This is a genomic window from Pseudomonas sp. LY-1 (assembly GCF_053502595.1).
The window spans coordinates 1090248-1113623 of sequence record NZ_CP094353.1 but is presented as its reverse complement, the minus strand read 5'-3'; the positions used below and the strand labels follow the sequence as shown (position 1 = coordinate 1113623).

The following is a 23376-nucleotide window of genomic DNA, read 5'->3' as shown; positions in this document are numbered from 1 at the left end:
TTGCGCCTATAGATAAAGAGCAGGCGAACTACGCGCCTACTTATGCGATACTGCGCGCCTGCAACAGCACAGCGCCAAAGCTCGCGAGTTTACAGGTCAAGCGCCGGAAATAAATCACCCGCCTCTTCAGATCGACCACTCAGCAGTTCGCATCAACCGCCCTTGACAACCCATCAACTCATCGGCATGATTCGCGGCCTATTTTGTTTGCTATTTCCTAAAAAGTCTTTCGAGGAGCTCGACGGTGGCCAACACACCTTCCGCCAAAAAACGTGCAAAACAGGCTGAGAAGCGTCGCAGCCACAACGCCAGCCTGCGTTCCATGGTTCGTACCTACATCAAGAATGTAGTTAAGGCCATTGACGCAAAAGACGCTGAAAAAGCTCAAGCTGCTTACGTTCTGGCTGTGCCAGTTATCGACCGTATGGCCGATAAAGGCATCATCCACAAGAACAAAGCTGCTCGCCATAAAGGTCGCCTGAACGGCCACATCAAGGCTCTGAACCTTGCTGCTGCAGCCTAAGCGATAAACTGCCACGCAGGTTTACCTGCGTAACAGTTAAGAAATGCCCCGTACCGAAAGGTCCGGGGCATTTTTGTTTGGGCGCCATACATCTTTATTGCACGCACAAAAAAACGCCCCGAACCAGTCGGGGCGTTTTTGCTACCACCTGATCAAAACATCGATCAATGGTGATGACCGCCTTCACCGTGGACGTGGCCGTGAGCGACTTCTTCCTGGGAAGCGTCGCGGATGGCAACGATCTTCACTTGGAAGTTCAGGCGCTGGCCTGCCAGAGGGTGGTTACCGTCGACAGTGACGTCGTCGCCGTCCAGATCACGGATGGTGACGATCTGCATTTGGCCGTCTGGCGCGGAAGCGTGGAACTGCATGCCCACTTCCAGTTCGTCGACACCTTCGAACATGCTGCGGCTCAGGGTGCTGACCAGTTCGGCGGAGTATTCGCCGTAAGCATTTTCAGGCTCTACGACAACGGTCAGTTCATCACCGACGCTCTTGCCGACCAGGGCGTTTTCCAGGCCCGGGATAATGTTGCCTGCGCCTTGCAGGTAGACCAGCGGCGCGCCGCCGGCTGAGCTGTCGATGACCTCACCAGCGTCGTTGGTCAGGGTATAGTCGATGGAGACAGCCTTGTTAGCGGCGATCGTCATGGGGCGAGACCTTTTGCATAAGAATGAAGAACGGACAAGTCTAAACAAGGATTTGCCCGAAAGCGAACAGAACCCGGACGGACGGGACCAATCAACGGCCGTCGTCATCATCGGATTCCACCAGGACGACGACCGGCACTGGGTTGCCGAGCTGTCCTGCGGCCACACCCAGCACCTGCGCCACCAGCCGCCCTGGCAATCGCGCGCCTGGGTGCTCGACCCCGCACGCCGCCTGGAAAAAATAGGCCAGCCCTTTGCCTGCGGCTGGTGTGCGCAGGAGCGCGAATAACGATAACCTTGGCGCCTGATTCCCGGTAGGCACTCAACCATAGAGCGCCACCGAAGCCATGCACCTCCAGAGAATTCGCATGCAGACTTTTTTTATCGCGCCCACCGATTTTGGTGTGGGTCTGACCTCTATCAGCCTTGGGCTGGTCCGCACCCTTGAACGTGCCGGGTTGAAAGTCGGCTTCTTCAAACCGATTGCCCAGCCGCACCCCGGCGACACCGGCCCCGAACGCTCCACCGAGCTGGTCGCGCGCACCCACGGCCTCAAACCGCCGCAGCCCCTGGGCCTGGCCCATGTCGAGCGGATGCTCGGCGACGGCCAGCTCGACGAGTTGCTCGAAGAAATCATCACCCTGTATCAGCAGGCCGCCGTGGGCAAGGACGTGCTGATCGTCGAAGGCATGGTGCCGACCCGCAGCGCCAGCTATGCGGCGCGGGTCAACCTGCACCTGGCCAAGAGCCTGGATGCGGAAGTAATCCTGGTCTCGGCGCCGGAAAACGAAGTGCTCACCGAACTCTCCGGCCGCGTGGAGCTGCAGGCCCAACTGTTCGGCGGCCCGAAGGACCCGAAAGTGCTCGGCGTGATCCTCAACAAGGTACGCACCGATGAAAGCATGGAGGCCTTCTCGGCGCGCCTCAAGGAGCATTCGCCGTTGCTGCGCAGCGGGGATTTCCGCCTGCTCGGCTGCATTCCTTTCCAGCCCGAACTCAACGCGCCGCGCACCCGTGACGTCGCCGACCTGATGAGCGCGCAGATCCTCAACGCCGGGGATTACGAAACCCGGCGCATGACCAAGATCATCATCTGCGCCCGCACCATGCGCAACACCGTGGAACTGCTCAAGCCGGGCGTGCTGGTGGTGACACCGGGTGACCGCGACGACATCATCCTCGCCGTCAGCCTGGCGGCGATCAACGGCGTGCCCCTGGCCGGCCTGCTGCTGACCAGCGACACCCTGCCCGACCCGCGCATCATGGACCTCTGCCGAGGCGCGTTCCAGGCCGGGCTGCCGGTGCTGTCGGTGAGTACCGGTTCCTACGAGACCGCGAACCTGCTCAACAACCTGAACAAGGAAATTCCCATCGATGACCGTGAGCGGGCCGAGATCATCACCGATTTCGTCGCCAGCCACCTCGATGCGCGCTGGCTGCACCAACGCTGCGGCACGCCACGGGAGATGCGCCTGTCGCCGGCAGTGTTCCGCTACCAGTTGATCCAACGCGCCCAGGCCGCCAACAAGCGCATTGTCCTGCCCGAAGGCAGCGAGCCGTTGACCGTGCAAGCCGCCGCGATCTGCCAGGCCCGTGGCATTGCCCGCTGCGTGTTGCTGGCCAAGCCGGCGGATGTGGAAGCGGTCGCCCGCGCCCAGGGCATCGAATTGCCCGAAGGCCTGGAGATTCTCGACCCGGACCTGATCCGCGAGCGTTATGTCGAACCGATGGTCGCGTTGCGCAAAAGCAAAAGCCTCAACGCGCCGATGGCCGAACAGCAGCTCGAAGACACCGTGGTGATCGCGACCATGATGCTCGCCCTGGATGAAGTCGACGGCCTGGTCTCCGGCGTTATCCACTCCACCGCGAACACCATCCGCCCGGCCCTGCAACTGATCAAGACCGCGCCGGGCTGCACCCTGGTGTCGTCGGTGTTCTTCATGCTGTTCCCCGAACAGGTGCTGGTGTACGGCGACTGTGTGATGAACCCGCACCCGAGCGCCGTCGAACTGGCGGAAATCGCCCTGCAGAGCGCCGACTCGGCGGCCGCGTTCGGTATCACCCCGCGGGTGGCGATGATCAGCTATTCCAGCGGTGAGTCGGCCAGCGGCGAAGAGGTGGAAAAGGTCCGCGAAGCCACCCTGCTCGCCCATGAACAGCAAAGTTCGCTGCTGATCGACGGCCCGTTGCAATACGATGCCGCCGCCAACGAAACCGTCGCCCGGCAACTGGCGCCCAACAGCCTGGTGGCGGGCAAGGCCACGGTCTTCGTGTTCCCCGACCTGAACACCGGCAACACCACCCACAAGGCGGTACAACGCAGCGCCGATTGCGTCAGCCTCGGGCCGATGCTCCAGGGCCTGCGCAAACCGGTGAACGACCTGCCGCGCGGCGCCCAGGTCGACGACATTGTGTACACCATCGCCCTGACCGCGATTCAAGCCGCCAACCGACCTATGGATATCTAAATGCTGGATTTTCTACCTGCCGCCGTGCGCGGGGTAATCGCGTCGTTGCTGCTGGCGCTGAACACGATCCTGCTGTGTTCGTTCCTGTTCATCGTCGCGCTGTTCAAGGCCCTGCCGTTCACCAAACGTTTCAGCGAATGGCTGATGAACCACACCCATGAAGCCTGGATCAGCAACAACAAGGCGTGGATGAACCTGGTGCGGCGCACCCGCTGGCACCTCAAAGGCCTGGAAGGGCTGGACTACCAGCACTCTTATCTGGTGACCAGCAACCACCAGAGCTGGGTCGACATCATGGTCCTGCAATACGTGCTCAATCGCCGCATTCGCCCGCTGAAGTTCTTTCTCAAGCAGGAACTGATCTGGGTGCCGGTGATTGGCCTGGCCTGGTGGGCGTTGGGCTTTCCGTTCATGAAGCGCTACTCCAAGGCCTACCTGGAAAAACACCCGGAGAAGAAAGGCAAGGACCTGGAAACCACCCGCAAGACCTGCGCGAAGTTTCGCGCCAACCCTGTGGGCATTTTCAACTTTGCCGAAGGCACGCGGTTTACCGTCGGCAAGCATGCGCAGCAGAAGTCGCCGTTTCGCTACCTGCTCAAGCCCAAGGCTGGCGGTATCGCGTTTGTGCTGGATGCCATGGGTGAGCAGCTCAAGTCGTTGGTCAATGTGACCATCCACTACCCCGCCGGGCGCCCAGGCTACTGGGACTTGTTGTGTGGGAATGTGCAGGACGTGGTGGTGCAGTTCGAAGAGGTGCAGATTCCGGCCGAGTTCATTGGCAAGAATTATGAGCAGGATAGCGAGTATCGGCTGGCGTTCCAGGCCTGGATCAACCGGTTGTGGGAAGACAAGGACGCGCTGCTGAAACAGTTGCACACCGACTACCCAGGCCGCCACTGATCAAAATGTGGGAGGGGGGCTTGCCCCCGATAGCGGTGGTTCAGTCACCCGATGCTCTGACTGACACTCTGCAATCGGGGGCAAGCCCCCTCCCACATTTGACCGAGCCCGATCTTGAGGATGTGAAAAAGCCCGCCACCGATCACTCGGTGGCGGGCTTTTTTGTAGCGGCGAGGTTTAGATCGCGCCGCGCTGACGCAACAGCTCCAGCACTTGCTTGACGCTGTCTTCCAGCGACAGGGCCTGGGTGTCGATCACCAGATCGGCATTCAACGGCACGTCGTAGGGGAAGGACTCGCCAGGGATGTTATCCCCACCGGCCGCGTACAAGCCTTGTGGATCACGCTCGGCGCACACCAGCGGCGAAGCCTGCACGTAGACCGTCAGCAAGCGGTCGGCACCGATCAGTGCCTTGGCCTGTTCACGCCCTTCGGCATCCGGCGCAACGAACGCGGCCAGGGTCAGCAGGCCGGCTTCGTTGAACTGGCGTGCGACGTGAGCCGCACGACGCCAGTTCTCGGTACGCCCAACGCGATCCTGCGGCAAACCTTTGTTCAGGTCGTGGCGCAGGTTCTGGCCATCCAGCACAAACACCGCGCGGCCCATGTCGAACAACTTGCGCTCAACCGCATAGGCCAGGGTGCTTTTGCCGGCGCCCGACAAGCCGCTGAACAACACGGTGGCCGGCTGCTGGCCGAAGCGCTGGGCGCGCTCTTCGGTGGCCACATGGGCCAACTTGCCGTGCTGCGCAACGCTGCCGTGGCTGACCGGCGGCGCGATGATCATGCCCGCGGCCACGGTGCCATTGGTCAAGCGGTCGATGACGATGAACGCGCCGGTGGTGCGGTTGCTCGCGTAACCGTCCAGGGCGATGGCGGCGTCGAGGCTGACCTTGACCCGGCCGATTTCGTTCAACTGCAGCGAACTCGCCGGGCCTTCGGCCAGGGTGTTCACGTCCACGCGATGCACGATGCTGGTGATGGAACCCGGCACGTAGCTGGTGGCGCGCTTGATGTCGTATTTCTTGCCCGGCAGCATCGGCTCTTCGGCCATCCACACCAGCATGGCGTCGAAGGCGTCGGTCACTTGCGGCACGTTGTCGGCATGCACCAGCAGGTCGCCACGGGAGATGTCGATCTCGTCTTCCATGGTCAGGGTCACGGCCTGGCCGGGACCGGCGTGTTCCAGTTCACCGTCGAAGGTGACGATGGATTTGACGCGGCTGCTCTTGCCCGACGGCAGCACCACGACTTCGTCGCCCTTGTGGACGATGCCGCTGGCCAGGGTGCCGGCGAAACCGCGGAAGTTCAGGTTCGGACGGTTGACGTACTGCACTGGGAAACGCAGGTCGGTGTAGTTGCGGTCGTTGGCGATCTCGACGGTCTCGAGGATCTCCATCAGCGACTGGCCGGTGTACCACGGCGAACGCTCGCTCTTGTTCACCACGTTGTCGCCCTTGAGCGCCGACATCGGCACGAACGCCATGGTGCTCGGTTTGAAGGCGATGCCGTCGGCGAACTTCAGGTAGTCGGCCTTGATCTGCTCGAATACGCCTTCGTCGAAGCCGTTGAGGTCCATCTTGTTGATGGCGACCACGATGTGCTTGATGCCCAGCAACGAGGCAATGAAGCTGTGGCGACGGGTCTGGGTCTGCACGCCGTAGCGCGCGTCGACCAGGATGATCGCCAGGTCACAGGTGGACGCACCGGTGGCCATGTTGCGGGTGTACTGCTCATGGCCGGGGGTGTCGGCAATGATGAATTTACGCTTGGCGGTGGAGAAGTAGCGGTAGGCGACATCGATGGTGATGCCTTGCTCGCGCTCGGCCTGCAGGCCGTCGACCAGCAGAGCCAGGTCGATGTCGTCACCGGTGGTGCCGACCTTCTTCGAATCGCGGGTGATGGCTTCCAGGTGATCTTCGTAGATCATCTTGGAGTCGTGCAGCAGGCGCCCGATCAGGGTGCTCTTGCCGTCGTCGACGTTGCCGCAGGTCAGGAAGCGCAACATTTCCTTGCGCTCGTGCTGGCCCAGGTAGGCGAGGATGTCCTCGCTGATCAAATCAGATTGATGCGACATGACAACCCCTTAGAAATAGCCTTGACGTTTTTTATCTTCCATCGAGCCGGCACCATCGTGGTCGATGACCCGGCCCTGGCGCTCGGAAGTTCGCGTCAGGAGCATTTCCTGAATGATGTCCGTCAGCGTCTCCGCTTCGGACTCCACCGCGCCCGTCAACGGGTAGCAGCCAAGGGTACGGAAACGGACTTTCTTTTTGACGATGCGGGCTTTGTCTTCGTCGGACAAGTGCTCGAGGATGCGGTCGTCGTCGATCATGATCAACGTGCCGTTCTTCTCGATCACATCGCGCTCGGCGGCGAAGTACAGCGGCACGATCGGGATGCCTTCCAGGTAGATGTATTGCCAGATGTCCAGTTCGGTCCAGTTGGACAGCGGGAACACACGGATCGACTCGCCCTTGTTGACGTTGCCGTTATAGACGTTCCACAGCTCCGGGCGCTGGTTTTTCGGGTCCCAGCGGTGCTTGCTGTCGCGGAACGAGTACACGCGCTCTTTGGCACGGGATTTCTCTTCATCGCGACGGGCACCGCCGAAGGCTGCGTCGAAACCATACTTGTCCAGGGCCTGCTTGAGGCCTTCGGTCTTCATGATGTCGGTGTGCTTGGCGCTGCCGTGGGTGAACGGGTTGATGCCCTGCGCCACACCGTCCGGGTTGACGTGGGTGATCAGGTCCAGGCCCAGTTCTTCAACCATGCGGTCGCGGAACGTGTACATCTCCTGGAATTTCCACTGGGTGTCGACGTGCATCACCGGGAACGGCAGCTTGCCCGGGAAGAACGCCTTGCGTGCCAGGTGCAGCATCACGGCGGAGTCTTTACCGATCGAGTAGAGCATCACCGGGTTGTCGAACTCGGCGGCGACCTCGCGGATGATGTGGATGCTTTCCGCCTCCAGCTGTTTCAGATGCGTCAGTTTGTCGACCATGGCTACTCACGGAAAAACGATCTTATGGACGGCCAGCGGGCCGTGTTCGAGCGAGGCATGCTAGCACAGCACCTGCTTCTATTCAGGGCGCCGACTAGATCGAAACGGTATATGGATATGCCCCGAGGTTTGGCGGCGATGGGCGGCCGAACCCTCCCAAATGTGGGAGGGTGGTGTGCGTTAGATCGGGTTGGGACAATCGATGAACAAATGCTCCAGGGCGAAACGCCGCGCCAGGTAATCGCCCAACGCCTGCACACCGTAACGCTCGGTGGCGTGATGGCCGGCGGCGATAAAGCTGATGTCGTTTTCGCGGGCGCTGTGGAAGGTCTGTTCGGAGGCTTCGCCGCTCAGGTACAGGTCGACGCTGGCCGCAATCGCCTGATCGATGTAACCCTGGCCACCGCCGGTACACCAGCCGACGCGGCGGATCATCTCGCTGCCTTCGATCAGCAGCGGCTCGCGCCCCAACACGCTCTGCACGCGGTGGGCGAAGTCACGCGGCGACAGCGGCTCCGCGAGAGAGCCGACCAGCCCGACGATCTTGAGGTCGGCCGGGTCCAGCGGGCCTTCGACGGTGATGTCCAACTGCCGAGCAAGCTGTACGTTGTTGCCGACCTCGGCGTGCAGGTCCAGCGGCAGGTGGTAGGCCAGCAGGCTGATGTCGTGCTTGAGCAGGGTCTTCAGACGGCGCTGCTTCATGCCGGTGATGCACGGGTTCTCGCCCTTCCAGAAATAACCGTGGTGGACCAGCACCAGGTCGGCCTGGGCTTCGACGGCGGCGTCGAGCAATGCCTGGCTGGCGGTGACGCCGCTGACGATACGCATCACCTGCGGGCGCCCCTCGACCTGCAGGCCGTTGGGGCAGTAATCGGCAATTTTTGCGCTGCCAAGGTAGCGGTCCGCTTCCTCGACGAGGGTGCTCAAAGCAACGGCCATAAAAGACTCCTAAATATCCCGTTCCGAGGCGCTCGCAGCCTCGTATAATGCGCGACATTATGGGCGCTCCCCCGCCCCCTGCAACCTGTCAGGACTTACTTGATGCTCAAGGCACTGCGTTTTTTTGGATGGCCATTGCTGGCTGGCGTGCTGATCGCGATGATGATTATTCAGCGTTACCCCCAGTGGGTGGGCTTACCGAGCCTTGATGTGAACCTGCAACAGGCCCCGCAAACCAATACGATGGTGCAAGGCCCGGTGACCTACGCCGACGCCGTGGTCATCGCCGCCCCTGCGGTGGTCAACCTGTACACCACCAAGGTCGTCAACAAGCCGGCGCACCCGCTGTTCGAAGACCCGCAGTTCCGCCGCTATTTCGGCGACAACAGCCCCAAGCAGCGACGCATGGAATCCAGCCTGGGGTCCGGGGTGATCATGAGCCCGGAAGGCTACATCCTCACCAACAACCACGTGACCACCGGCGCCGACCAGATTGTGGTAGCCCTGCGCGACGGCCGCGAAACCCTGGCCCGCGTGGTCGGCAGCGACCCGGAAACCGACCTCGCGGTGTTGAAGATCGACCTGAAAAACCTGCCCGCGATCACCATCGGCCGCTCCGAAGGGCTGCGGGTCGGCGATGTCGCGCTGGCCATCGGCAACCCGTTCGGCGTCGGCCAGACGGTCACCATGGGCATCATCAGCGCCACCGGGCGTAACCAGTTGGGCCTCAACAGCTACGAAGACTTCATCCAGACCGACGCCGCGATCAACCCGGGCAACTCCGGCGGCGCGCTGGTGGATGCCAACGGCAACCTGACCGGCATCAACACGGCGATTTTCTCCAAGTCCGGCGGCTCCCAGGGCATCGGTTTTGCGATCCCGGTCAAGCTGGCGATGGAAGTGATGAAGTCGATCATTGAGCACGGCCAGGTGATCCGTGGCTGGCTGGGGATCGAAGTGCAGCCGCTGAGCAAGGAACTGGCCGAGTCGTTTGGCCTGACCGGGCGCCCGGGCATCGTGGTCGCCGGGATCTTCCGCGATGGCCCGGCGCAAAAGGCCGGCCTGCAACTGGGCGATGTGATCCTCAGCATCGACGGCGAACCGGCCGGTGATGGCCGCAAGTCGATGAACCAAGTGGCGCGGATCAAGCCGACCGACAAGGTCACGATCCAGGTGATGCGCAACGGTAAAGAGCTCAACCTGACGGCGGAAATCGGCCTGCGCCCACCGCCCGCGCCGGTGACGGAAGAGGAATAACCTGCGCCCTCCGGGTGCCCGTTTGCGGGCACCTGTAAGCACATATTTCAGAACCGAATCGCCGACATAATGACATGTTATATTGTTTCAATATCGCTATTGGAACGCTCTATCATGTCGCCTCGCACGTTTCCCCCCTTGGCCGGCCTGGCCTTGGGTTTGCTGCTGGACCCCGCCTGCGCCGAAGACACCCGCATTGAACTGGACGCCATCAGCGTCACCACCGACGCCTACGAATCCGCCACCGGCCCGGTCAACGGCTATCGCGCCACCCGCTCCGCCAGCGCAACCAAGACCGACACCGCACTGCGCGACATCCCGCAATCCATCAGCGTGATTCCCGCCAACGTGCTCAAGGACCTGGGCAGCACCGACGTGGAACGCGCCCTGGAATTTGCCGGCGGCGTCTCCAAGCAGAACAACTTCGGCGGCCTCACCCTCTATGAATACAGCGTGCGCGGCTTCACTACGTCGGAGTTCTACCAGGACGGCTTCAGCGCCAACCGCGGTTACCCGAGCACGCCGGACGCCGCCAATCTCGAACGCATCGAAGTGCTCAAAGGCCCCGCCGCCAGCCTGTACGGGCGCGGCGATCCCGGCGGCACGGTGAATATCGTCACCAAAAAACCCCAGCCCGACGCGTTCACCACCCTGCAAACCAGCGCCGGCAGTTGGGACCGCTATCGCACCGCGCTGGACGTGAACACCCCGCTCGACAGCGAAGGGCAACTGCTGACACGGGTCAACCTGGCGGTGGAAGACAACCATAGTTTCCGCGATCACGTAGACGCCAAGCGGGTGTTCGTCGCGCCGTCCTTCAGCTGGCAACTGGCCCCCGACACGCACCTGCTGGTGGAAAGCGAATTCGTGCGCCACCGCTCCACCTTCGACCGCGGCATCGTCGCGCCGCGCGGCATGTCGCGCTCCACCTTCCTCGGCGAGCCCAACGACGGCGACATCAACAACCACAACAACCGCCTCCAGGCCACCCTCGAACATCACCTCAACGACACGTGGGCCCTGCGCCTGGCCAGCCATTACAAACAAGGCAGCCTGTGGGGCGACGCTTCGGAAAACCGCGCGCTGAACAGCGACGGCCACACCGTCAACCGCCGCTACCGCGAACGCTCCATGGGTTGGCACGACAGCATCACCCAGCTGGAACTGCGCGGTCTGTTCGACATCGGTCGTTGGCAACACGAGTTGCTGATCGGCACCGAGTACGAGGATTACCGCAAGAAGGAACGCGTGACCGCCATCGCCGGTAGCCCCTACGCGATCGACATCTACAACCCGGTCTACGGCCAGCCCAAACCCGATGGCGAGCGCTCCGGCACTGACTTCTCCGAACAGGTAAAAAGCCAGGCACTGAACCTGCAAGACCAGATCGTCTTCACCGAACGCCTGCGCGGCATGTTCGGCGCGCGCTTCGAGCACTTCGAGCAACACACCGACGACTTCACCCGCGATCACGCCAAGAGCCGCCAGACCCACGACGCCCTGACCCAGCGCGCCGGCCTGCTCTATCAGCTCACACCTGAAGTCGGGGTGTTCGCCAACGCCTCGACCTCATTCAAGCCGAACAACGGCCTGGACGCTGGCGGCCAATCCTTCAAGCCTGAAGAGGGCGTGGGGTATGAAGTGGGGATCAAGAGCGAGCTGTTCGACGAGCGCCTCAGCGCGACCCTCGCCGCGTTCCACATCGAGAAGGAAAACGTGCTGGCCGTGGACCCCGCCACCGACACCCAACGCGCCATGGGCAAGGCACGCAGCCAAGGGTTTGACCTGCAACTGAGCGGGCAACTGAGCGAGGCGGTGCGCGTGATCGGCGCGTTCGCCTACATCGATGCCGAAGTGACCAAGGGCGATAAAGCCATCCCCACCGGCAGCCGCATTCTCGGCGTGGCCAAGCGCAGCGGCAGCCTGTTGGGCGTGTATGAATTCCAGGACGGCACGTTGCGCGGTTCAGACGTGGGCGCGGCGTTCACCTATGTCGGTGATCGCTCCGGTGAAGCCGGCGGCAGCTTCGAACTGCCCGCCTATCACACCGTGGACCTGCTGGCGCATTACAAAGCCACCGACAACGTCACCGTGGGCCTGAACCTTAACAACCTGTTTGATGAAAAGTACTACGAACGCTCCTACAGCAACTATTGGGTCAGCCCCGGTGAACCGCGCAACTTCACGGTCAGCCTGACCCTCAACCTGTAACACGGTCAAACCTGTGGGAGGGGGCTTGCCCCCGATAGCGCTACAACAGTCACCTCATCCGGTGACTGGCAAACCACTATCGGGAGCAAGCCCCTTCCCACATTACAGTGCCACGGGGGCCCGCTCGCACAGGGTGTTAAGCGCCACCGCCCACTGCTCGCTGTCATTCAAGCACGGCACCAGCACCAACTCCTCGCCGCCCGCTGCGCGGAATTGCTCCCGGCCACGGTCGCCGATCTCTTCCAGCGTCTCGATGCAGTCGGCCACGAACGCCGGGCACATCACCAGCAGCTTTTTCACGCCTTGCTGGGCCAACGCTTCCAGGCGTGCCTCGGTGTAGGGTTCGATCCACTTCGCCCGGCCCAGGCGCGACTGGAATGCCACCGACCATTTACCGTCCGGCAGCCCCATGCGCTCGGCAAAATTGCGGGCGACGCTGAAGCACTGTGCGCGGTAACACGTGGCAAGCACCTGCGGCGAAGCGTTGCGGCAGCAATCGGCATCCTTGAAGCAATGCGCGCCGGTAGGGTCGAGCTTGGTCAGATGGCGCTCGGGCAGGCCGTGGAAACTCAGGAGCAGGTGGTCGTACTCCTGCGCCACGTAAGGCCGCACGCTCGCCGCCAACGCATCGAGGTACTCCGGCTGATCGTAGAACGGTTGCAGGATCGAGAACTGCACCTTGAGCTTCTTGTCGCGCACCACCCGCTGGGCTTCTTCAATCACCGTGGTCACGGTGCTGTCGGCGAACTGCGGGTACAACGGCGCCAGGGTGATTTTCTGAACGCCCTGGGCGGCCAGGCGCGTCAGGGTCGTTTCAAGGGACGGCTCGCCATAACGCATCGCCAGCTCCACCGGACCCTGGGTCCACTGCGCAGTCATTTTCTGTTGCAGGCGCTGGCTGAGCACCACCAGCGGCGAGCCTTCCTCCCACCAGATCGAGGCATAGGCATGGGCCGACTGCTCGGGACGCTTGATCAGGATCAGCGACACCAGCAAGCGCCGCACCGGCCACGGCAGGTCGATCACGTAAGGGTCCATCAGGAACTGATTGAGGTAGCTGCGCACATCGGCCACCGAAGTAGACGCCGGTGACCCCAGGTTGACCAGTAACAACGCGTGATCCGTCATGCAACATCCTATCTCTAGAGGCGGCTGGACAAGTCGTCCAAGGCCGCCTTCAACTCAGTGAACTGGAAAGTGAAACCGGCCGCCAACAGGCGTTCGGGCAAAGCTTTCTGGCCGCCCAGCAACAAACCGGACAACTCGCCCAACCCCACCTTCAACACGAAGGCCGGCATGGGCATGAACGCCGGGCGGTGCAGCACCTGGCCCAACGTCTTGGCAAACTCGCGGTTACGCACCGGGTGCGGCGCGCAGGCATTATAGGGACCGCGGGCGTCGTGCTGGTGCAGAAGAAAATCTATCAGCGCGATTTGATCGTGGATATGCACCCACGGCATCCACTGCCGACCATTCCCAATCGGCCCGCCCAGTGCCAGCTTGAACGGCAGCAACAGCCGCGACAAAAAGCCGCCCTCGGCCGCCAGCACCAGCCCGGTACGCACCAGCACCACGCGAATGCCCAGGGCTTCGGCGCGCTGGGCGGTTTCTTCCCAGGCGACGCACAACTGGCTGGGGAAATCGTCCTGCACCGGGCCGCTGGCTTCGGTCAGTTCGCGCTCGCCGCCGTCGCCGTACCAGCCCACGGCAGAACCGGAAATCAACACCGCCGGTTTCTCCGCCAGGCCTTCCAGCCACACCAGCAGGGTTTCGGTCAGGCTGATGCGGCTGCTCCACAGCAGCGCCTTGCGTTTATGCGTCCAGGGGCGATCGGCGATTGGCGCGCCGGCCAGATTAATGACGGCGTCCACCGGGCCGATAACCTCTTGCAGGCTGGCGACACCGCGCACCGCATCGCCACATAACCGGGCGACCTGTTCAGGGCGACGGCTCCACACCGTCAGGCGATGCCCTTGCGCCCGCCAATGTTGGCAGAGTTGACGGCCGATCAGGCCGGTACCGCCGGTCAGCAAAATATGCATGGGATCTTCCTCATGTAACGTTCGCCACCGATCACTGGTCTATTTTATAAGCAGGGATCATTTGCAATCGGGCGTGACATTGATTTAAGCCTCAGCTTTAACCATAGGTCACTCCAAACGATCAGGTACGCCAAAACTTATACCAAAAAACAATATTGTACAGCTATTGGTGTCGGCGTAGTCTGTACCCAACGGTAAAACGAGGCCTCCCATGACTGTCCCCATCGCGATCATCGGCACCGGCATCGCCGGTCTCTCCGCCGCCCGAGCGTTACGAGACGCCGGGCATGTTGTACAACTCTTCGATAAAAGCCGCGGCAGTGGTGGCCGCATGTCCAGCAAGCGCAGCGACGCCGGCGCACTGGACATGGGCGCGCAGTACTTCACCGCCCGCGACCGCCGCTTCGTCAACGAAGTGCAGCGCTGGCAAGGTAATGGCTGGGCCGAGCAATGGAAGCCGCAGCTGTATAACTTCAAGTCCGGCGAACTCACGCCCTCCCCCGATGAACAGATCCGCTGGGTCGGCACGCCGCGCATGAGCGCCATCACCCGCGCCCTGCTCGACGACCTGCCGGTGCAGTTCAGCTGCCGTATCACCGAAGTGTTCCAAGGCAAACGGCACTGGAACCTGCTGGACGCCGACGGCGGCAACCATGGTCCGTTCAGCCACGTCATCATCGCCACGCCCGCCCCGCAAGCGACCGCCCTGCTGGCCGCCGCACCGAAGCTGGCAAGTGCCGCCGCCGGCGTGAAGATGGACCCGACCTGGGCCATTGCCCTGGCCTTCGACAAGCCGCTGGAAACCCCGATGGAAGGCTGCTTCGTGCAAGACAGCGCCCTCGACTGGCTGGCCCGCAACCGCAGCAAACCGGGGCGCGACACCGTTCTCGACACCTGGGTGCTGCACGCCACCAGCGCCTGGAGCAAAGAACATCTGGACCTGCCCAAAGAAGCGGTGATCGAACACCTGCACGGCGCCTTCGCCGAACTGCTGCACAGCGCCATGCCCGCGCCTTCGTTCAGCCTGGCGCACCGCTGGCTCTACGCACGACCGTCCAGCGCCCATGAATTCGGCGTGCTGGCCGACGCCGACCTGGGCTTGTACGTCTGTGGCGACTGGTGCCTGTCGGGCCGCGTGGAAGGCGCCTGGCTCAGTGGCCAGGAAGCCGCGCGACGCTTGATCGAGCACCTGTAATGAACCGCATAAACCCCGCTAAATTGCTGCTGTCGAAGTGGACAGCAGCACACCCGCGCAACAAGGAAAAACACTTCCTGGTCACCGAACTGTTTTGTGATGAAGAAGGCAACGTGCTCGACATCGAGCTGCAAGCCGTCATGACCCGGCGCGGTGAACGCCTGCCCTGGCAAACCCTGCAAAGCGCCGAGGACTGGCGAATCGGCTGGAAATAGCCCTCGCACAAATACTTGTACAAACCATTTGACTTGTACAGCATCAAACCTATGATGAGATTTAGCTGTACATGCTTTTACGCTTGTACAGGAATCTTGCAGAGGTTTGCCCATGTCCAGCACCCCGTCCTTCAAGCCGAAGATTGGTATCAGCGCCTGCCTGCTGGGCGAGAACGTCCGTTTCAACGGTGGCCACAAGCAATCGCAACTCTGCAGCGAGGTGCTCGCTGCGTACTTCGACTTTGTGCCGTTGTGCCCGGAAGTGGCGATCGGCCTGGGCATTCCCCGGGAGACCATTCGCCTGGTGGGCGATGCCGCGTCCCCTCAAGCCGTGGGCAGCGTGCATCGCGAGCTGAACGTCACCGCGCCGCTGGGTGAATACGGCGAAAAAATGGCCGCCGAGCACAGCGACCTGTGCGGCTATATCTTCATGCAGAAATCGCCGTCCTGCGGCCTGGAACGGGTCAAGGTCTACCGTGAAAACGGCGCACCGGTGGACGGCGGCGGGCGTGGCATCTATGCCCAAGCCTTTTGCGCGCGCCACCCCAACCTGCCCGTGGAAGAAGACGGCCGCCTGAATGACCCGGTGCTGCGGGAAAACTTCCTGACCCGCGTCTTCGTCTACGCCAGCTGGCAACAATTGCTCGGCGAAGGCCTGAGCCGCCATCGCCTGCTGGCCTTTCACGCGCGCTACAAATACCTGCTGATGGCCCACAGCCCGGCGCATTACAAAAGCCTCGGCAACCTGCTCGGCGGCATGGCCAAGGGCGAGGACCTCGACGCATTGGGCAGCGGCTATTTCAGCGCGCTGATGAGCGGCTTGAAAAAGTGCGCCACCCGCGGCACCCACACCAATGTGCTGCAACACATCAGCGGTTACCTCAAGCAGGCCATCAGCGCCGACGACAAACAGGAAATGCAAACCGTGATCGGCCAATACCGCCAAGGCATCGTGCCGCTGGTGGTGCCGCTGACCTTGCTCAAGCACCACTTTCGCCTCCACCCGGACCGCTACATCGCGCAGCAGGCTTACTTGCAGCCACACCCGGAAAATCTCAGCCTGCGCAATGCGATCTGAACCATGAAAAACCTCATGACCGCAGCCTTGCAAGACGAACCCGGCGAAGATATCGCCCAAGCCCTCGAAGACGGCTGGCTGCCGATCCGTGAAGTGGCGCGCCAGACCGGCGTCAACGCCGTGACCCTGCGCGCCTGGGAACGCCGCTATGGCCTGATCGTGCCGCAGCGCACGCCCAAGGGCCACCGGCTGTTCAGCCACGACCATGTGCAACGCATCCACACCATCCTCACCTGGCTCAATCGCGGCGTGCCGGTCAGCCAGGTGAAAAACCTGATCGACTCCGCGCACGTCGCTCCCGACGCCGTCGAAAACGAATGGCACACCCTGCGCCAGACCCTGGTGCAGGCCATCAGCGAGCTGGCCGAACGCCGGGTCGACGATGCCTTCAACCAGGCCATGGCGCTCTACCCGCCGCGCACCCTGTGCGAACAACTGCTGCTGCCGCTGCTCCGCGAACTGGAGCAACGCTGGCAGGGCCAATTCGGCGCGCAGATGGAACGGGTGTTCTTCCTGTCCTGGTTGCGCAGCAAGTTCGGCGCGCGGATCTATCACAACAATCGCCAGTTGCACGGCGCACCGCTGCTGCTGGTGAATCATTCCGACCTGCCCCTGGCACCGCACCTGTGGCTCAGCGCCTGGCTGGCCAGCAGCGCCGACTGCCCGGTGGAAGTCTTCGACTGGCCGCTGCCGACCGGTGAACTGGCGCTGGCCGTGGAACACCTGCAACCGCGGGCGGTGCTGCTGTATTCCAGCCAGGCGCTCCATTTGTCGGCACTCGCAAAACTTCTGGGCGGCATCGCTTGCCCAAAGTTGATCGTCGGACCAACGGTATGCATCCACCAGGCCGAGCTGACGGCATTAGCTGGCGACACCCCTGAATTGTTCGTCGCCGAAGACCCATTGTCGGCTCACCAGATACTGATCCAGCAGGGACTTGTTTAAATGCACTTGATCTGGCTGCGCACCGACCTGCGCCTGCATGACAACACCGCCCTGACCGCCGCGAGCCAGCGCGGCCCGGTGGCGGCCGTGTACCTGATCACCCCGCAGCAATGGCTGGCCCACGATGATGCGCCGTGCAAAGTCGACTTCTGGCTGCGCAACCTGCAGCACTTGAGCCAGGCCCTCGGCGCGCTGAATATTCCCTTGCTGATCCGCCGCGCCGCGACCTGGGACCAGGCGCCCGCCGTACTCGGCCAGCTGTGCCGTGAGCTATCGGTCGAGTCGGTCCACGTCAACGAGGAATACGGCATCCACGAAAGCCGTCGCGATGCGGCGGTGGCCAAGGCCCTGGAAGCCGACGGCGTGAGCTTCCACCGTTACCTGGACCAATTGTTTTTCCAGCCCGGCAGCGTGCTGACCAAGACCGGCACCTACTTCCAGGTGTTCAGCCAGTTCCGCAAAGTCTGCTACGCCCGCCTGCACAGCGCCCTGCCGCGCCGGGTGGCCACGCCCAAGGCTCAAGCGGCCCTCGCGCTGACCAGCGACCCGGTGCCGCAACAGGTCGACGGTTTCGAAACGCCGAGCGAAACGCTGCGCGCCCTCTGGCCCGCCGGTGAAGACGAAGCGCGCCGCCGCCTCGACGTATTCGCCGCGCAGCAGATCAGCTATTACAAGGATGAGCGCGACTTCCCGGCCAAGCCCGGCACCAGCCAGCTGTCGGCGTACCTCGCGGCGGGTGTGGTTTCGCCGCGCCAGTGCCTGCATGCCGCGCTGCAGCGCAACCAGGGCGAGTTCGAAAGCGGCGATATCGGCACGATCACCTGGGTCAACGAACTGCTCTGGCGTGAGTTCTACAAGCACATCCTGGTGGGCTACCCGCGGGTGTCCCGCCACCGCGCCTTCCGCCCCGAAACCGAGGCAGTGGCCTGGCGCGACGCGCCCAACGACCTCGCCGCCTGGCAGCAGGCGCGCACCGGTTTGCCGATCATCGACGCGGCCATGCGCCAACTGCTGGAAACCGGCTGGATGCACAACCGCCTGCGCATGGTGGTGGCGATGTTCCTGACCAAGAACCTGCTGATCGACTGGCGCGAAGGCGAGCGCTTTTTCATGCGCCACCTGATCGACGGCGACCTGGCAGCCAACAATGGCGGCTGGCAGTGGAGCGCCTCCACCGGCACCGATTCGGCGCCGTATTTCCGGATTTTCAGCCCGCTGAGCCAGTCGCAGAAATTCGACCGCGACGGCGTATTCATCAAGCACTGGCTGCCGCAACTGGCGACGCTGAATAAAAACGACGTACACAACCCGCAGGCCGTCGGCGGCCTGTTCGGCGCGGCCGACTACCCGCGCTCGATCGTCGACCTGAAACACTCCCGCGAACGTGCATTGGCGGCATTCCGCAGCCTGCCGTCGCGCCAGGCCGTCGGAGCCGAACATGAGTGACTTCCTGCGCCGCTTCGCCCAGGCCTTCGCCACTCTGGACAAGCACAACCTGCACCTGCTCGACAGCCTGTACAGCAAGGACATCGTCTTCACCGACCCGCTGCACGAGGTCCACGGGCTCACGCCGCTGCACCACTATTTCGCGCAGTTGTACGGTAATGTCAGCCAGTTGCGCTTCGACTTCCACGGCTTCGACCAGGTGGCCGAAGGCGAAGGTTACCTGCGCTGGAAAATGAGCTTTTGCCACCCGCGCCTGGCCAAGGGCAAGGTGATCCGAGTGGAAGGCTGCTCGCACCTGATGTGGCGCGACAAGGTGTACCGCCATCGGGATTATTTCGATGCCGGCGCAATGCTTTACGAACACTTGCCGGTGTTCGGCCGTGTGATCAGTTGGCTGAAAAGGAGAGTCGGATGAACCTCACACCGCCCCGTCGTTATTGGCTGACCGGCGCCAGCAGTGGCATCGGCGCCTCCCTCGCCGTGGAGCTGCTCAACAGCGGCGCCCACGTCGCTCTCAGCTCGCGCTCCAAAGGCCCGCTGCAAGCGCTCGCCCAACGCTTTCCCGGCCAAGTGCTGGTCGTGGCGGGCGACTTGACCAACAGCCAGACCGTGCGCGAAATCGGCGAACACATCGCCCAGGTCTGGGGGTCGCTGGACACCGTGATCCTCAATGCCGGCACCTGTGAATATGTCGATGCCAAGCAATTCGACGCGTCGATCGTCGAACACGTGGTACGCACCAACCTGCTCGCCAGCAGTTATTGCATCGAAGCCGCACTGCCACTGTTGCGCGCCGGGCGCGCACCGCACCTGGTGGGCGTGGCCAGCGCCGTGACCTACCTGCCGATGCCGCGCGCCGAAGCCTATGGCGCGTCCAAGGCCGGTTTGCGCTACCTGTTCGAATCCCTGCGCATCAGCCTGTCGCCGGAAAACATCGACGTCACCGTGATCAGCCCGGGCTTTGTCGACACCCCGCTGACCGAGCGCAATGACTTCCCGATGCCCCTGGCCTGGTCTGCCGACAAGGCGGCCCGGCATATCTTCGCCAAGCTGGACAAACGCCCACTGGAAATCGCCTTCCCGGCGATGTTCATCGCCACCCTGTGGCCGTTGTCGAAACTGCCGAATCGCGCGCAACTGATCATCGGCAAACGCATGCTGCGCAGCCCGCCGCCAAAAAAGGACGACCTGTGAAGATCGCGATTATCGGCAGCGGCATTGCCGGGCTGACCAGCGCCTACCTGCTCAGCCGTCGCCACGACATCACCCTGTTCGAAGCGGGCGATCGCATAGGCGGGCATACCCACACGGTCAACGTCACCGTCGAGGGTAAAAGCTATGCGGTGGACACCGGTTTTATCGTATTCAACGACTGGACCTACCCCAACTTCATCCGCCTGCTGGGTCAGGTCGGCGTGAAGTTCAAACCCACCGAGATGAGCTTTTCGGTGTGCGACCGCCGCAGCGGGTTCGAGTACAACGGCAATAACCTCAACAGCCTGTTTGCGCAGCGGCGCAATCTGTTGTCGCCGGGGTTCTGGGGCATGTTGCGCGATATTCTGCGCTTCAACCGCGAGGCGCCGGCGGACCTGCAAGCGCAACGCATCAGTGCCGACATGACCCTGGGCGATTACCTCGACGCCGGCGGCTACGGCCCGCGATTCATCCGGCATTACATCGTGCCGATGGGCGCAGCGATCTGGTCGATGTCCCTGGCGGACATGCTCGGTTTCCCCTTGCAGTTCTTTGTGCGCTTCTTCAAGAACCACGGCTTGCTGTCGGTGAGCAACCGCCCGCAATGGTGCGTGATCGAGGGCGGCTCAAGCCGCTACATCGAACCGCTGACCCGCGGCTTTCGTGAACGGATTCGCCTCGATTGCCCCGTGCATCGGGTCGAGCGCGATGCACAGGGCGTGACGATCCACAGCGCTGCGGGCACCGAAACCTTCGACAAAGTGGTGTTCGCCTGCCACAGCGACCAGGCGCTGGGCCTGCTGGGCGAGCCGAGCAGTGCCGAGCAGCAGATCCTCGGCGCCCTGCCCTACGCCGACAATGACGTGGTGCTGCACACCGACACGCGCCTGCTGCCAGACCGCAAACTGGCCTGGGCCAGCTGGAACTACCGGCTCAGCGGCAATGCGCAGAGCCAGGCGGCGGTGACCTATGACATGAACATCCTGCAAGGCATCGACAGCGCCACGACCTTTTGCGTCAGCCTCAACCAGACATCGATGATCAACCCGCTGAAGATCCTCGCCCGCTACACCTATGCCCACCCGCAATACAGCCTGGCGGCCGTGGCCGCACAAGCGCGTTGGGAAGAGTTGAACGGTGCGCAGCATACCTATTATTGCGGCGCCTATTGGGCCAACGGCTTCCACGAAGACGGCGTGATCAGCGCCTTGCGCGTGGCCCAGGCGTTTGGAGAAGCCCTGTGAACAGCGCCTTGTACAGCGGCTGGATCGCCCATCGCCGGTTTGCGCCCAAGGCCCACGCGTTTCGCTACCGCATCGGCTTGCTGTACCTGGACTTGAGCGAACAGGACGCAGTGCTCGGGCTGTCGCCCCTGGCCGGCGCAGGTCGCCTGGCCGCCTTCGGCTTTCGCCAGCAGGATTACCTGCGTGAACTCACCCGTCACGGCATGAGCCTGAGCGATGCCGTGCGCCAGCACGTCGGCAAGGCGCTGGGGCGTACACCCCAGGGCGCTATCTGCCTACTGACTCAGGCCCGCAGTTGGGGCCTGGCGTTTAACCCGGTGAGTTTCTTCTACTGCTTTGAGGCCGACGGACAATTGGCCGCGATCCTGTGTGAAGTGACCAACACCCCATGGCGCGAGCGCTATCACTACGTGCTGCCGGCCCTGGCGCTGGGCGCCGAGGAGCATCAGCACTTCGCCGTGGCCAAGGCGTTTCATGTATCGCCGTTCCTGCCGCCCGACCTGGAATACCGCATGAGCTTCAGCCCGCCCGCCGCCAGGCTTGGGGTCCACATGGCCGACTGGCAGGGCGATCGGAAAGTCTTCGACGCCACCTTGAGCCTGCAGCGCGAAGCCCTCAACCGCGCCAGCCTGCACCGCTATCTGTGGCGCTTTCCGTGGATGACCGCCAAGACCTGCCTGGCGATTTATTGGCAGGCCCTGCGCCTGTTGCTCAAACGCACACCGATTTTTCCCCATCAGGCCGCCGATGGCGCCTCTCGCACCGCCGTCGGGTACACCAAGGATCGCCGCCATGAAATCCCCTAGCTTATCGGTCAAGGCCAACCGCCTGAACGTCAACGGCGTGACCACCGCACTGCTGCGCAAGGCCGTGCTGCGGCAACTCAGCCAATTGCGCCACGGCCAACTGGTGCTGATCGAAGACGGCGAACGCCAAGTGTTCGGCGCCCGCGAAGCGCATCTGCTGGGCGAGATCCAGATCCTCGATTCGGCGGTGTGGGGCTTGGTGGCGGCCAACGGCTCGATCGGTGCGGGCGAAGCGTTTATCCACGGTTATTGGAGCAGCCCGGACCTGACCGCCGTGGTGCGTGTGATGGTCAGCAACCTGGAGGTGCTCGACGCGCTGGAGGGCGGCCTGGCCAAGCTGGCGCGGCCGTTCACCCAAGGCTTGCATTGGCTCAACCGCAATACGCGCAAGGGTTCGCAGAAGAACATCGCCGCCCACTATGACCTGGGCAACGACCTGTTCGAAGAATTCCTCGACCCGACCATGATGTATTCGGCGGCGCAGTTCCTGAGCGCCGAAGACACCCTGGAACAGGCGCAACTGAACAAGCTGGAACGCATCTGCCAGAAACTCGCGCTTAAACCCACCGACCATCTGCTGGAGATCGGCACCGGCTGGGGCAGCATGGCGTTGTACGCGGCGCGGCACTATGGCTGCAAAGTCACCACCACGACCTTGTCCAGGGAACAGTTTGTCTACACCCAGCAACGCATCGCCGCCATGGGGCTGCAAGACCAGGTGACGCTGCTGTTGCAGGACTACCGCGACCTGAGCGGCCAATACGACAAGCTGGTGTCCATCGAAATGATCGAAGCGGTGGGCCATCGCTTCCTGCCGACCTACTTCAAACAGTGCGCGCGCCTGCTCAAGAGCGATGGGCTGATGCTGCTGCAAGCCATCACCATCCGTGAGCAACGCTTTGAACAGGCCAAGAACAGCGTCGACTTCATCCAGCGCTATATCTTCCCCGGCGGCGCCTTGCCCTGTGTGCAGAACATGCTGCAGATCATCAGCCGCGACACCGACATGAACCTGCTGCACATGGAAGATTTCGGCCTGCATTACGCGCGAACCCTGCGCCTGTGGCATGAGAACTTTCGCCGCGCCCACGGCCGCCTCATGGAATTGGGCTACGACGAATACTTCCTGCGGTTGTGGGAGTTTTACCTGTGCTACTGCGAAGGCGGCTTTATGGAGCGCACCATCGGCACCGCGCAGTTGCTGCTGGCCAAGCCGGCAGCCATCAACCCGCCGTTGCTTGGGCGTTTCAGTGCTTAACC

22 protein-coding genes are annotated in these 23376 nt (G+C 62.6%); 16 read left to right on the top strand and 6 right to left on the bottom strand.

Annotated features, from left to right (window positions below; all coding sequences use genetic code 11):
* The first annotated feature begins 244 nt into the window (after window positions 1–244).
* Window positions 245–523 carry a 30S ribosomal protein S20 gene (gene rpsT, locus MOQ67_RS04970; protein WP_003215870.1) on the top strand — a complete coding sequence of 93 codons (279 nt, stop codon included), beginning with the start codon at window positions 245–247 and terminating at the stop codon, window positions 521–523.
* A 164-nt stretch (window positions 524–687) separates the two neighbouring features.
* On the opposite strand, the gene MOQ67_RS04965 is transcribed toward rpsT, so the two are convergent.
* On the bottom strand, window positions 688–1173 hold the full coding sequence (locus MOQ67_RS04965; RefSeq protein WP_017845493.1) for an FKBP-type peptidyl-prolyl cis-trans isomerase: 486 nt from the start codon (window positions 1171–1173) through the stop codon (window positions 688–690).
* Here MOQ67_RS04965 and MOQ67_RS04960 point away from each other — a divergent pair.
* From MOQ67_RS04960 to MOQ67_RS04950, 3 genes are all read left to right on the top strand, one after another.
* Entirely contained in the window at window positions 1172–1462 is a 291-nt protein-coding gene (locus MOQ67_RS04960) for a DUF3565 domain-containing protein (protein WP_046384743.1), read from the top strand. The genes MOQ67_RS04965 and MOQ67_RS04960 overlap by 2 nt on opposite strands.
* Window positions 1463–1541: 79 nt before the next feature.
* Complete coding sequence (gene pta, locus MOQ67_RS04955) at window positions 1542–3641, top strand: phosphate acetyltransferase (RefSeq protein WP_017845495.1); 2100 nt, start codon at window positions 1542–1544, stop codon at window positions 3639–3641.
* The gene (locus MOQ67_RS04950) at window positions 3642–4541 is read left to right on the top strand and encodes an acyltransferase (RefSeq protein WP_198717091.1); all 900 of its coding nucleotides are present in this window, start codon (window positions 3642–3644) and stop codon (window positions 4539–4541) included.
* A 177-nt stretch (window positions 4542–4718) separates the two neighbouring features.
* On the opposite strand, the gene cysN is transcribed toward MOQ67_RS04950, so the two are convergent.
* The 3 genes from cysN to MOQ67_RS04935 all read right to left on the bottom strand — a co-directional run bounded on the left by cysN (window position 4719) and on the right by MOQ67_RS04935 (window position 8483).
* Window positions 4719–6617 (bottom strand): sulfate adenylyltransferase subunit CysN, encoded by a 1899-nt coding sequence (gene cysN / locus MOQ67_RS04945; RefSeq protein WP_104903965.1) that lies wholly within the window; start codon window positions 6615–6617, stop codon window positions 4719–4721.
* A 9-nt stretch (window positions 6618–6626) separates the two neighbouring features.
* Window positions 6627–7544: a sulfate adenylyltransferase subunit CysD gene (cysD, locus tag MOQ67_RS04940; protein WP_010565604.1), complete on the bottom strand. Its 918-nt coding sequence runs from the start codon at window positions 7542–7544 to the stop codon at window positions 6627–6629.
* Between the two features lie 180 nt (window positions 7545–7724).
* On the bottom strand, window positions 7725–8483 hold the full coding sequence (locus tag MOQ67_RS04935) for a Nif3-like dinuclear metal center hexameric protein (RefSeq protein WP_102617163.1): 759 nt from the start codon (window positions 8481–8483) through the stop codon (window positions 7725–7727).
* Between the two features lie 102 nt (window positions 8484–8585).
* Between MOQ67_RS04935 and algW the strand changes: the two genes are divergently transcribed.
* Window positions 8586–9740: a Do family serine endopeptidase AlgW gene (gene algW, locus MOQ67_RS04930; RefSeq protein ID WP_017845499.1), complete on the top strand. Its 1155-nt coding sequence runs from the start codon at window positions 8586–8588 to the stop codon at window positions 9738–9740.
* A 114-nt stretch (window positions 9741–9854) separates the two neighbouring features.
* Window positions 9855–11951, top strand: coding sequence for a TonB-dependent siderophore receptor (locus MOQ67_RS04925; protein WP_198717093.1), 2097 nt, complete (start codon window positions 9855–9857; stop codon window positions 11949–11951).
* Window positions 11952–12053: 102 nt separating this feature from the next.
* Here the strand turns inward: MOQ67_RS04925 and hemH are convergent, their stop codons facing one another.
* Window positions 12054–13079, bottom strand: coding sequence for a ferrochelatase (gene hemH / locus MOQ67_RS04920; RefSeq protein ID WP_017845501.1), 1026 nt, complete (start codon window positions 13077–13079; stop codon window positions 12054–12056).
* 14 nt (window positions 13080–13093) lie between these two features.
* Window positions 13094–13993, bottom strand: coding sequence for a TIGR01777 family oxidoreductase (locus MOQ67_RS04915; protein WP_046488062.1), 900 nt, complete (start codon window positions 13991–13993; stop codon window positions 13094–13096).
* Between the two features lie 211 nt (window positions 13994–14204).
* Here MOQ67_RS04915 and MOQ67_RS04910 point away from each other — a divergent pair, with 211 nt between their 5' ends.
* From MOQ67_RS04910 to MOQ67_RS04865, 10 genes are all read left to right on the top strand, one after another.
* The gene (locus MOQ67_RS04910) at window positions 14205–15188 is read left to right on the top strand and encodes an NAD(P)/FAD-dependent oxidoreductase (protein ID WP_017845503.1); all 984 of its coding nucleotides are present in this window, start codon (window positions 14205–14207) and stop codon (window positions 15186–15188) included.
* The gene (locus tag MOQ67_RS04905; protein ID WP_017845504.1) at window positions 15188–15403 is read left to right on the top strand and encodes a TIGR02450 family Trp-rich protein; all 216 of its coding nucleotides are present in this window, start codon (window positions 15188–15190) and stop codon (window positions 15401–15403) included. Before MOQ67_RS04910 ends, MOQ67_RS04905 begins: the two co-directional genes overlap by 1 nt.
* 112 nt (window positions 15404–15515) lie before the next feature.
* Window positions 15516–16481, top strand: coding sequence for a YbgA family protein (locus tag MOQ67_RS04900; protein WP_017845505.1), 966 nt, complete (start codon window positions 15516–15518; stop codon window positions 16479–16481).
* 15 nt (window positions 16482–16496) lie between these two features.
* Window positions 16497–17426, top strand: coding sequence for a MerR family transcriptional regulator (locus MOQ67_RS04895; protein ID WP_046384750.1), 930 nt, complete (start codon window positions 16497–16499; stop codon window positions 17424–17426).
* Window positions 17427–18872, top strand: a complete 1446-nt coding sequence (gene phrB, locus MOQ67_RS04890; protein WP_198717094.1) for a deoxyribodipyrimidine photo-lyase — start codon at window positions 17427–17429, stop codon at window positions 18870–18872. It begins immediately after the preceding gene.
* Window positions 18865–19287, top strand: a complete 423-nt coding sequence (locus MOQ67_RS04885) for a nuclear transport factor 2 family protein (protein WP_017845508.1) — start codon at window positions 18865–18867, stop codon at window positions 19285–19287. Before phrB ends, MOQ67_RS04885 begins: the two co-directional genes overlap by 8 nt.
* Window positions 19284–20066, top strand: coding sequence for an SDR family NAD(P)-dependent oxidoreductase (locus tag MOQ67_RS04880; RefSeq protein ID WP_046384752.1), 783 nt, complete (start codon window positions 19284–19286; stop codon window positions 20064–20066). The genes MOQ67_RS04885 and MOQ67_RS04880 overlap by 4 nt, the downstream gene beginning before the upstream one ends.
* A complete protein-coding gene (locus MOQ67_RS04875; protein WP_079442823.1) occupies window positions 20063–21310 on the top strand; it encodes an NAD(P)/FAD-dependent oxidoreductase in 1248 nt (415 codons plus the stop codon). The genes MOQ67_RS04880 and MOQ67_RS04875 overlap by 4 nt, the downstream gene beginning before the upstream one ends.
* The gene (locus MOQ67_RS04870) at window positions 21307–22116 is read left to right on the top strand and encodes a DUF1365 domain-containing protein (protein WP_198717095.1); all 810 of its coding nucleotides are present in this window, start codon (window positions 21307–21309) and stop codon (window positions 22114–22116) included. Before MOQ67_RS04875 ends, MOQ67_RS04870 begins: the two co-directional genes overlap by 4 nt.
* On the top strand, window positions 22103–23374 hold the full coding sequence (locus MOQ67_RS04865) for an SAM-dependent methyltransferase (RefSeq protein ID WP_017845512.1): 1272 nt from the start codon (window positions 22103–22105) through the stop codon (window positions 23372–23374). The genes MOQ67_RS04870 and MOQ67_RS04865 overlap by 14 nt, the downstream gene beginning before the upstream one ends.
* The last annotated feature ends 2 nt before the right edge of the window (window positions 23375–23376 follow it).